Origin of the sequence: Coleofasciculus sp. C1-SOL-03, from assembly GCF_040220555.1 — a bacterium.
In the GTDB taxonomy this organism is placed as follows: domain Bacteria; phylum Cyanobacteriota; class Cyanobacteriia; order Cyanobacteriales; family Coleofasciculaceae; genus Coleofasciculus.
On sequence record NZ_JAVJUO010000191.1, the window covers coordinates 37332 to 44589 of the forward strand.

Genomic DNA, 7258 nt, shown 5'->3' on the forward strand with positions numbered 1-7258 from the left:
TAAACCTTAATGTCAATAATTTTCATGCCTCAAACCCTTACTGTTGCCTGTTGCCTGTTGCCTGTTGCCTAATCTCAACCGTTAACTTTAATGAAAGTCCGACTACTTAGTTTTTTGGACTTCAACGTGAACGTGAAGTGCAGAGTCTGGGTTTTAAAACGAGTAATGTTCCCCTGGAAAGTCTCGATGTTCAGTTGATTCAGTCTTGTCATTAGCTGGGGCAAAATTAGCCAAATTCCCACGACTTAAATATCGGAACATCCAAACCCGAACCAACAACAATCCAGCCAGAACAGTCAAAAACACACAAACTCCTAGAAGGCGGTCAATTGGAACATCGAGTACTCCCTTTAAGATGACTTCGCGCAGTGCAGAAACCAGAGAAACTTCCACGGCGGCTCCTACCGATATTCGCTGCTCTTGCAGATAGATAATTAAGAGCCGGAATAGCTCGACCAGTATCAGAATGAATAAGATATCAGATGTGATGACCTGAAAATTTAGAGGCTTGAGGAGGGAGACATACATCTCTCCTAATCGAATTAACATCACACAAAATAAGCCAACACAGAGGGAAATGATAATGAAGTTCTGGAAAACCTCCAAATTGCGAACGATGGTATTTCGGGTGAACCAAGACTTCCGTAGCATCTTCAGGAAAGATTCACTTCTCATAGCCACAGTTTTGCAATCAATTCAAAGGTTCTAACTTAACGGGTGACGAGTTTCTCTATCCCAAACAAAACGCTTAAGCCGAGGCTCTAGTTCAGCACTGCGGAAATACTTGAGCAGCTTTGTCCAAGCGGAGGAGCGGGGGAGCAGAGGAGCGGGGGAGATGTTTACTGTTTCGTTATTTCTGCCTTCTTGCACTAGACTATGCCTGTTGTGAAGGGAAAATACTTACTGTTCACGGGATAGTTATTCCCACTCTGATTCATTTTTATTTAACCCCGCTAGATACTCTTGTCCTTTAGTTGTAATTTTGCCTCGAACAAAATGAATAGGTTGAGGCAAAATGGCAAAGGCAGCATAGGCTCCGGGAGTAAATTCCCCCTCAATGAAACCTTTTTCTTTTAGATAGTCGAGGTGAAAGACAAGGTCGTACTCGTCGTTATTGAACAAATGAGCAATGTCTTTCTCTTCAAAGCCTGTTTCTCCTTTCTCCGCCGCAATTTCTAAGACTTGCTGTAGGATTTGTTTGTATAGTTTCATAGGTTCCTCCTTTAAGTGTGTCGCGACTGTTGTAGAAATAACGATTAAATTCTTAAATTAATTGGAGACTTCAAACAGCTTGTATCGCTTGCGAACAGGAGTGTGACAGGATTCCACCCAGTCTCCAGCAAGAACGTCCATTTCGGTGGTAATCTGTTGCCACTGAGCAGGGGTACACCAACGTGGCTGTACCCAGTCAATTTCAAACTCCCCACCCAAGTCTAGCTCTAACGCCCAAAGGTTGACGTTCTTAGGAACATCCCAGACGACTAGAGAGATTTCACTCCAGAAATTCCACGGCGACTCTGGGTGAACTAAATCGCCAATAACTCCCACTCCTCCTACTTGATAGTCCTGATGTAATTTACGAGCTGCCTCTAGAGCCACCGATCGCGCTTTTTGTCGTCGTTCCTGATCGGTTGAGTAACGTTGCTCCAGTTCAACGAGTGCAGTTATCCAGTCTTGGGGCGGAAACAGCTTCACGGTTTCGACTAAACCTAGACTCATCAACAGCATCCCCAGGGCATTTCGAGTTCCCATTGTCCCGCCGACGAGGGGATAGCGTCCCCCGTAACCCTCCAATTTAGCTTCCGGACACCAAGAAACAAATTGTTCAAATTGGATAGAGACGGGTTCTAGTTCAACTTGAGGGACAAAAGGCAACGTTCCCCAAACTAACTCTTCGCCTTCCACCTCACGTATCACCCAGTCACTTTTTTGATACGGCGCTTGAAAAATGGGCAACTTTTGGTCATAAGGCAGCCACAAATGATGCGGCGTAAAGGTCAACCCTTCAATCCCCCGATAACAGCCATCTGGGTCTAATTTCTGCGGGTGATAACCCCCGTTAGTCAGACGAAACAACTCAACCTGCTGCTGCACTGGGTCGATAGTCCAATAGTGGCTAACGCCACCTGCTTCGTAGCGACGAAATCGCTCTTGTTTGTCGAGTTCAATGTGTTCTGGCAGGAGTACCTCAATAACTAAGTCCGCAGGACCTTCAAAAAACCAGTGGTGATAGCCTTGCAAACGGCTGACTTGCATAAACATCAGGTCTGGGGTAAAAGCGTCTTCTCCCAGGCGCATCACAAAGTCGCCACCGATGCATTTGCCCAGACTGGCAATACCGACAGCCGTGAACAAATCTTGGGTTAGCAGCGTGCGGACGTGCCAATGTTTGCCAAGATGCCGTGACCCTAACGGAGGAATGGATGGGGCTTGATCGGAGTAATTCCTTGCCCATTCTGATAAATTCGACCCCGATGGGGTATCAAAGGCAACCCGCAGCGCTTCGTACCACAGCTTCACAGGCGCAAACGCTAGGGCGCTTTCTTTGCCCCAGCCCTGAATGATTTCTCGCAGTAACCACCGACTACCCGCAACGCTACCACCGACGACGAACTGTCCATCGACCAACTCAAAGCGCATTTCTGGGCTAGTCGCTTCAAATTCCTCGATCGCATCCGTTGGATGAGTCACAGTTGTTTCGCCTCCTCAGTTTTTACCTGGTGAAAGAGCGATCGCCCGACAGAGAGTTTCTAATTCACACTCATAAAGATTCTACTAAAGCATTAAAACCAAACCGCTTGACAGTACATGGGGTGAAAAAGCGATCGGGTTTCTCATGGCTTTTGGGGATCGCTTGCATCAGAAACCCGATGTGAGAGTGACTAATGCCCGTCAGAATTGAGAAATAATTTAGGGAGAGGCTTTAACTCCCTAGACCCTACTTACTTTTTACGAGCGATTTGTTTCCAAGCAGAATCTAGAGCTGATTTCACCCGTGCAGTAGTACGGCTGGCGCTATGCTGTAAGCTTTCCCATTTGTCTTGCAAGAACTCTCTTGCCTCAGCCAGAGCATTTTTGTCGTGCTGACCCGAAGCTTCCAATTCGTCACAGACCTGTTTAATTTTGACGCGGACGACGTCCGGTTTATCCCCAGGAGAAATTAAAGAGCGCAACCGCGAATTCATCGCATTCACCAAAGTCTTAACCTGCTGCGACTTCTCGCTCAAAAATCCCTTGAGTCCCTCTGATTCACTCTTGAGTCGCTCGGACGCCCCGTCTTGCAAGATAATGACTTCAGCGTCGATTGCTGCTACGTCTTCCGGAAACAATACCGCCCGTTCTCCAAAGGGAGTCGCCATATCGCCTGCCAAGATATAGGCGGCAATTTCTCTAGTTTCCCAATCAAAGAGAAAATCCTCTACCCAACCGGAGGAATCTGTGTTGGGAGAGCGCACCGCCAAGCGGTACAAGCGACGAAGATTTTCAGGCGGCTCAGTCACCACACGACTATGGGTTAAAACAGCATCGGGACCAATGACTTCCACCTGCTCTAACGGTGTATATCCTTGAGTTCCGGCTAAGTAAGCCACTCGTCCCGTATCATCAACCCAGACTTCCTCAACCGTATTGAAGCGGGTCGCGGTAGTCCGATCAATTGCCATTAAATTTACCATCTGGCTACGACGCACGACATTGAGCATATCCAACCTCCTTAATGTGTTGATTAGTATTAGCTGAAGGAGTGACAAGGGAAGTGAAGGATAGGTAGGGGTAGGGTGACGGGAAGATATATCATTACTTTGGCAGCGTACCCATCCAGTTGATTGGCGGCTAATCACTACTTCGGTGGCGTTGGTTTCCACCTCATTGCCACCGAAGCAGTATCGAGGATTAGCCAATATTGACCTTAATCGGCTTTTCCTTCTCGTCTTCCACTTTCGGCAGCGTCAGATTCAATATACCCTCCTGGTATTCGGCTTGAGCTTGGGTGTTCTCCACTCGCGCAGGTAGGGGAATGACCCGTTCAAATTTGCCATAGCGGAACTCTGTGCGACTCCAGCCTCCATTTTCACTCTGAGATTCGGTGCGACGTTCACCGCTAATTGCCACGGATTCTGCCGTGACTCGCACGTCTAAGTCTTTCGCTTCCATTCCGGGAATCTCTAGCCGCAGGTGGATAGAATCATCCGTTTCTTCCATTTCGACAGGAGGGACAAAGGAAATCCCCGCCCTGTCTCCACCGCCATCCGTTGTCGCCGTGAGTTCATCAAATAGGCGGTTCATCTGTTGTTGTAGAGTATCAAGTTCTGGGAACGGTTGCCAACGAACTAAAGCCATAATCGTTACCTCCTTGTTCTGTCAAGTTTTAGAGATGACTGTAAAGAGGTTTGAGAGGTTGGTTTGTACACCTCTTTCGATAATCTAAAGTACAATAACTTGTAGTCAAGCTAAGTTCGGTTTACTACCCAACAAAAAATTGGGATTACCCTAAACTCAGAAGTGTTGAACGATAGCTTACGCCCCTACTTGACAGGCTGTCGGGTAAATGTGTTATTCCTGCTTACTATTTTGCTTTGACAGTTACTCCAAAGGTCTCACAATGTCCAATAATGAAATGAGGTTCAGTAATAGTCTTCGCCAAAAGCTGATTAAAGACTGCACCCCTCAGGAATTGGTAGCGGCTTTGATGCTTCAGGCAAAATGCGATGCCTTTAACCCAGAGCAGGTATTAGCGGATTTATATAGATATCCTCAGTTATGGCAAAGTTTTTGGATGGGAGCGATGCTACCGCTTAATTCCCATCCGCCGCTTCCCCTGTCACTGATTATGCTGAGAGATCTTCAAGAATTTTGGCATACTGATACACTTTATGTATTAGCTCAAAACCAAATGTGCATTACTCCACTTCAAGCGCTTGGTGAACAGTGGAACTGCGATACAGTGCAGGTTATTGATGGAGAAAAAGCTCAAACCTTGTTAGGACTGTATCACGATACACCCCCTATTGCTGTATTTTGGTGGGATTGAAGTTATGGGGTATAGTATTCACTACCAATTTAAGGCTGGTAATCGCCCTAGCGACGAAATTCGTTCTGTTTTGCATTCATTACATCACCATGCACAAGCACTTCCCTTTACTTGGGTAGATGCTAATGTTACTGAACTGCAAGGAAAAGACTGTATTTTCAGCCCTGAAAACGGAACATCGTTGCTCCTTACTCTCCAAGGCATTCAACATAACTTTGCCACAGGCAAATCTCTATATCCTACTCATTTAATTGGATTTGAGGCGCTTCCTAGACCTGGATGCGAAGGTTTAGTTATTTTTCTAGGACAGTATTCTCATAATGAAAACTGGATGGCAACAGGACATTGCAAAACACAATTTGCATCTCAACCCGAATATGGGGGTATCGCTAATTTTGTTCTGGCTCATACTCTAGTTATTGAAATGTTAGATCAGACTCAAGATCTAGGAATTTTAGATAATGTGTTTGATGAAACTGGATATTGGCAACAGCGGGACTTACGCTGTTTAGTTGAGAGGGATTCAGTGCAAGGAGTTCGTCAGGCGATTATACAAATACTACCAACTTCATCATCTGAATTTTTGCAAAAACTACAGCGACAGCTCGATGAACTAGATGTATAACTAGACTCAAAAGGAATGTATTCAAGTCTCCTCAAGCACCAAGCTTGAAGTAATCCAAAAGGACTTCTTTCGTTGTCACCAAATCGCCAACCAAACCAATCTGACTTCGTTCAATAACACCCAAAACGTTTCGCGGATTATTTCTCGCCACCACAGGCAAGAGAAAAAGCCCCCTTGCTCCCATTCGCTTTAAAGCATCTCTCACCGATTCATCGGGATAAGCATAGAGAACGTCCTGCGTACAAATATCCCTAACTTTTGGCTGAACTTCTAACGTTTCGGACGGCTGCCATTCCCACCATGGCATAAGCCGGGGGTGGGGCAATTTCTGATAAGCTAGGGGGTAAAATAGTCATTAAACTATTGCCATAAATGGCTCCCAAACAGGCTCCGATAAACAGGGATGGAGCAAAAATACCTCCGACTAAGCCGCTACTTAAACTAATAGCGGTAATCATTATTTTTACACCTAATAATAACCCTAAAAAACCGAGTGAAAATTGTTCTCCCTTGAGAAGATCTTCCAGCGTTCCATAGCCGACACCGAGAATTTGCGGCAATGGTAAAGCCATCAAACCGACACAGGCTCCTCCGAGAACAGGTTGCATGGCTGGGGGGAGGGGGATAATGCCAACGCATTACCCCAACTACTAAGCCACCTAAAGTGGGAATACAAACTAATGTCCACGTTCCCCAAACCGAGAGAAGTCCAAATAATTTTCCGAAGGCTAGGATTTGGCACAGATCGATTAAATAGTGAAAGGACACCATCGCTAAGCCCGATCCACCACTAATTAAGGTTGCCGAAATTAAAACTAGGGCTTCAGGTGACGGTTGTAAGCGGTTGAGCAGCGTTGTTAAGCGATCTGAGAGGGATGTAAATTTCGGCTGGGGCGGTAAAAGCACTTTTGAGTTAGGAAGAGTCGTCATCGGAGATAAAAATCATAGCGTTGAGGGATAAAATAACCAAAGACAATACTTTTAGGCGTTGTTATTCAAGGTATTTTATAAGTAGGTGGACTTTCATTAAAGTTAACGGTTGAGATTAGGGAACAGGGAATAGGCAACAGTAAAAAATATCCTCCCCTACAAAAGTAGCTGCTATATCGGACATAGTAAAATGTATCATTTTGAGCAAAGCAAAGAATCGGGAGAGATGCTTTGCTCAGTAAAAAAGGGAGGATTTAGTATCGAATGGTTCCCATTTTTGAGGACATTCAGTCAATGATTTGATTTCTGAACGGGTGTTCTAAGCGGCGGGTTGTAACTGGGGCAACTCCTGTGGCAGTTTACCCGTTTGCAACCAATCTTGCAGTGGCGCGGGAGCGATCGCGCTGTTGAGTTGCTCTTGGAGTTCTGCACCTTCGAGGATTTCCCGGTGTAAGAGAATTTCGGCGATTTGTTCAAGTAAAGTTTGATTGGTTTGCAAGATCAGCCGTGCCATCTGGTGAGCGCTGTCTACCATGTCCGATATAATTTTGCTAACTTATGCTAACAATGCACTCTAAAAGACAAGCTCTTAGAGAGGGGATATCTCCCAAAGCCCGTAGGAAAATCCCACGGGCGCCGTTAATGTCCCTGTCCATCCGAAATCCATCACCACC

Annotated in this window: 10 protein-coding genes; 2 read left to right on the top strand and 8 right to left on the bottom strand. The window is 45.8% G+C overall.

The genetic code is table 11. The annotated features are described in order from the left end of the window. Positions 1–153: 153 nt before the first annotated feature. The 5 genes from RIE73_RS29190 to RIE73_RS29210 all read right to left on the bottom strand — a co-directional run bounded on the left by RIE73_RS29190 (position 154) and on the right by RIE73_RS29210 (position 4338). Positions 154–675, bottom strand: a complete 522-nt coding sequence (locus tag RIE73_RS29190; protein ID WP_446404499.1) for a phosphate-starvation-inducible PsiE family protein — start codon at positions 673–675, stop codon at positions 154–156. Between the two features lie 243 nt (positions 676–918). Further along, positions 919–1212: a hypothetical protein gene (locus RIE73_RS29195; RefSeq protein WP_446404500.1), complete on the bottom strand. Its 294-nt coding sequence runs from the start codon at positions 1210–1212 to the stop codon at positions 919–921. 57 nt (positions 1213–1269) lie between these two features. Next, complete coding sequence (locus tag RIE73_RS29200) at positions 1270–2691, bottom strand: Uma2 family endonuclease (protein WP_446404501.1); 1422 nt, start codon at positions 2689–2691, stop codon at positions 1270–1272. Positions 2692–2942: 251 nt separating this feature from the next. After that, entirely contained in the window at positions 2943–3701 is a 759-nt protein-coding gene (locus RIE73_RS29205; protein ID WP_446404510.1) for a photosystem reaction center subunit H, read from the bottom strand. A gap of 190 nt (positions 3702–3891) precedes the next feature. Further along, positions 3892–4338: an Hsp20/alpha crystallin family protein gene (locus tag RIE73_RS29210; RefSeq protein WP_446404502.1), complete on the bottom strand. Its 447-nt coding sequence runs from the start codon at positions 4336–4338 to the stop codon at positions 3892–3894. Positions 4339–4600: 262 nt separating this feature from the next. On the opposite strand from RIE73_RS29210, the gene RIE73_RS29215 reads away from it, so the two are divergent. Together RIE73_RS29215 and RIE73_RS29220 are read left to right on the top strand one after the other, a co-directional pair. Continuing rightward, a complete protein-coding gene (locus tag RIE73_RS29215) occupies positions 4601–5029 on the top strand; it encodes a hypothetical protein (protein WP_446404503.1) in 429 nt (142 codons plus the stop codon). A 4-nt stretch (positions 5030–5033) separates the two neighbouring features. Continuing rightward, positions 5034–5654 (top strand): hypothetical protein, encoded by a 621-nt coding sequence (locus RIE73_RS29220; RefSeq protein WP_446404504.1) that lies wholly within the window; start codon positions 5034–5036, stop codon positions 5652–5654. Positions 5655–5685: 31 nt separating this feature from the next. Here the strand turns inward: RIE73_RS29220 and RIE73_RS29225 are convergent, their stop codons facing one another. The 3 genes from RIE73_RS29225 to RIE73_RS29235 form a co-directional block, all read right to left on the bottom strand. Further along, complete coding sequence (locus tag RIE73_RS29225; RefSeq protein ID WP_446404505.1) at positions 5686–5961, bottom strand: CBS domain-containing protein; 276 nt, start codon at positions 5959–5961, stop codon at positions 5686–5688. Next, on the bottom strand, positions 5906–6262 hold the full coding sequence (locus RIE73_RS29230; RefSeq protein ID WP_446404506.1) for a chloride channel protein: 357 nt from the start codon (positions 6260–6262) through the stop codon (positions 5906–5908). The genes RIE73_RS29225 and RIE73_RS29230 overlap by 56 nt, the downstream gene beginning before the upstream one ends. A 641-nt stretch (positions 6263–6903) precedes the next feature. Next, complete coding sequence (locus tag RIE73_RS29235) at positions 6904–7119, bottom strand: hypothetical protein (protein ID WP_446404507.1); 216 nt, start codon at positions 7117–7119, stop codon at positions 6904–6906. Positions 7120–7258: the final 139 nt, after the last annotated feature.

Excerpts from the sequence above, each read along its gene's own strand:
- RIE73_RS29190 (WP_446404499.1), bottom strand. The coding sequence starts at position 675 with ATGAGAAGTGAATCTTTCCTGAAGATGCTACGGAAGTCTTGGTTCACC.
- RIE73_RS29195 (WP_446404500.1), bottom strand. The coding sequence starts at position 1,212 with ATGAAACTATACAAACAAATCCTACAGCAAGTCTTAGAAATTGCGGCG.
- RIE73_RS29205 (WP_446404510.1), bottom strand. The coding sequence starts at position 3,701 with ATGCTCAATGTCGTGCGTCGTAGCCAGATGGTAAATTTAATGGCAATT.
- RIE73_RS29210 (WP_446404502.1), bottom strand. The coding sequence starts at position 4,338 with ATGGCTTTAGTTCGTTGGCAACCGTTCCCAGAACTTGATACTCTACAA.
- RIE73_RS29215 (WP_446404503.1), top strand. The coding sequence starts at position 4,601 with ATGTCCAATAATGAAATGAGGTTCAGTAATAGTCTTCGCCAAAAGCTG.
- RIE73_RS29220 (WP_446404504.1), top strand. The coding sequence starts at position 5,034 with ATGGGGTATAGTATTCACTACCAATTTAAGGCTGGTAATCGCCCTAGC.
- RIE73_RS29225 (WP_446404505.1), bottom strand. The coding sequence starts at position 5,961 with ATGCCATGGTGGGAATGGCAGCCGTCCGAAACGTTAGAAGTTCAGCCA.
- RIE73_RS29230 (WP_446404506.1), bottom strand. The coding sequence starts at position 6,262 with ATGCAACCTGTTCTCGGAGGAGCCTGTGTCGGTTTGATGGCTTTACCA.
- RIE73_RS29235 (WP_446404507.1), bottom strand. The coding sequence starts at position 7,119 with ATGGTAGACAGCGCTCACCAGATGGCACGGCTGATCTTGCAAACCAAT.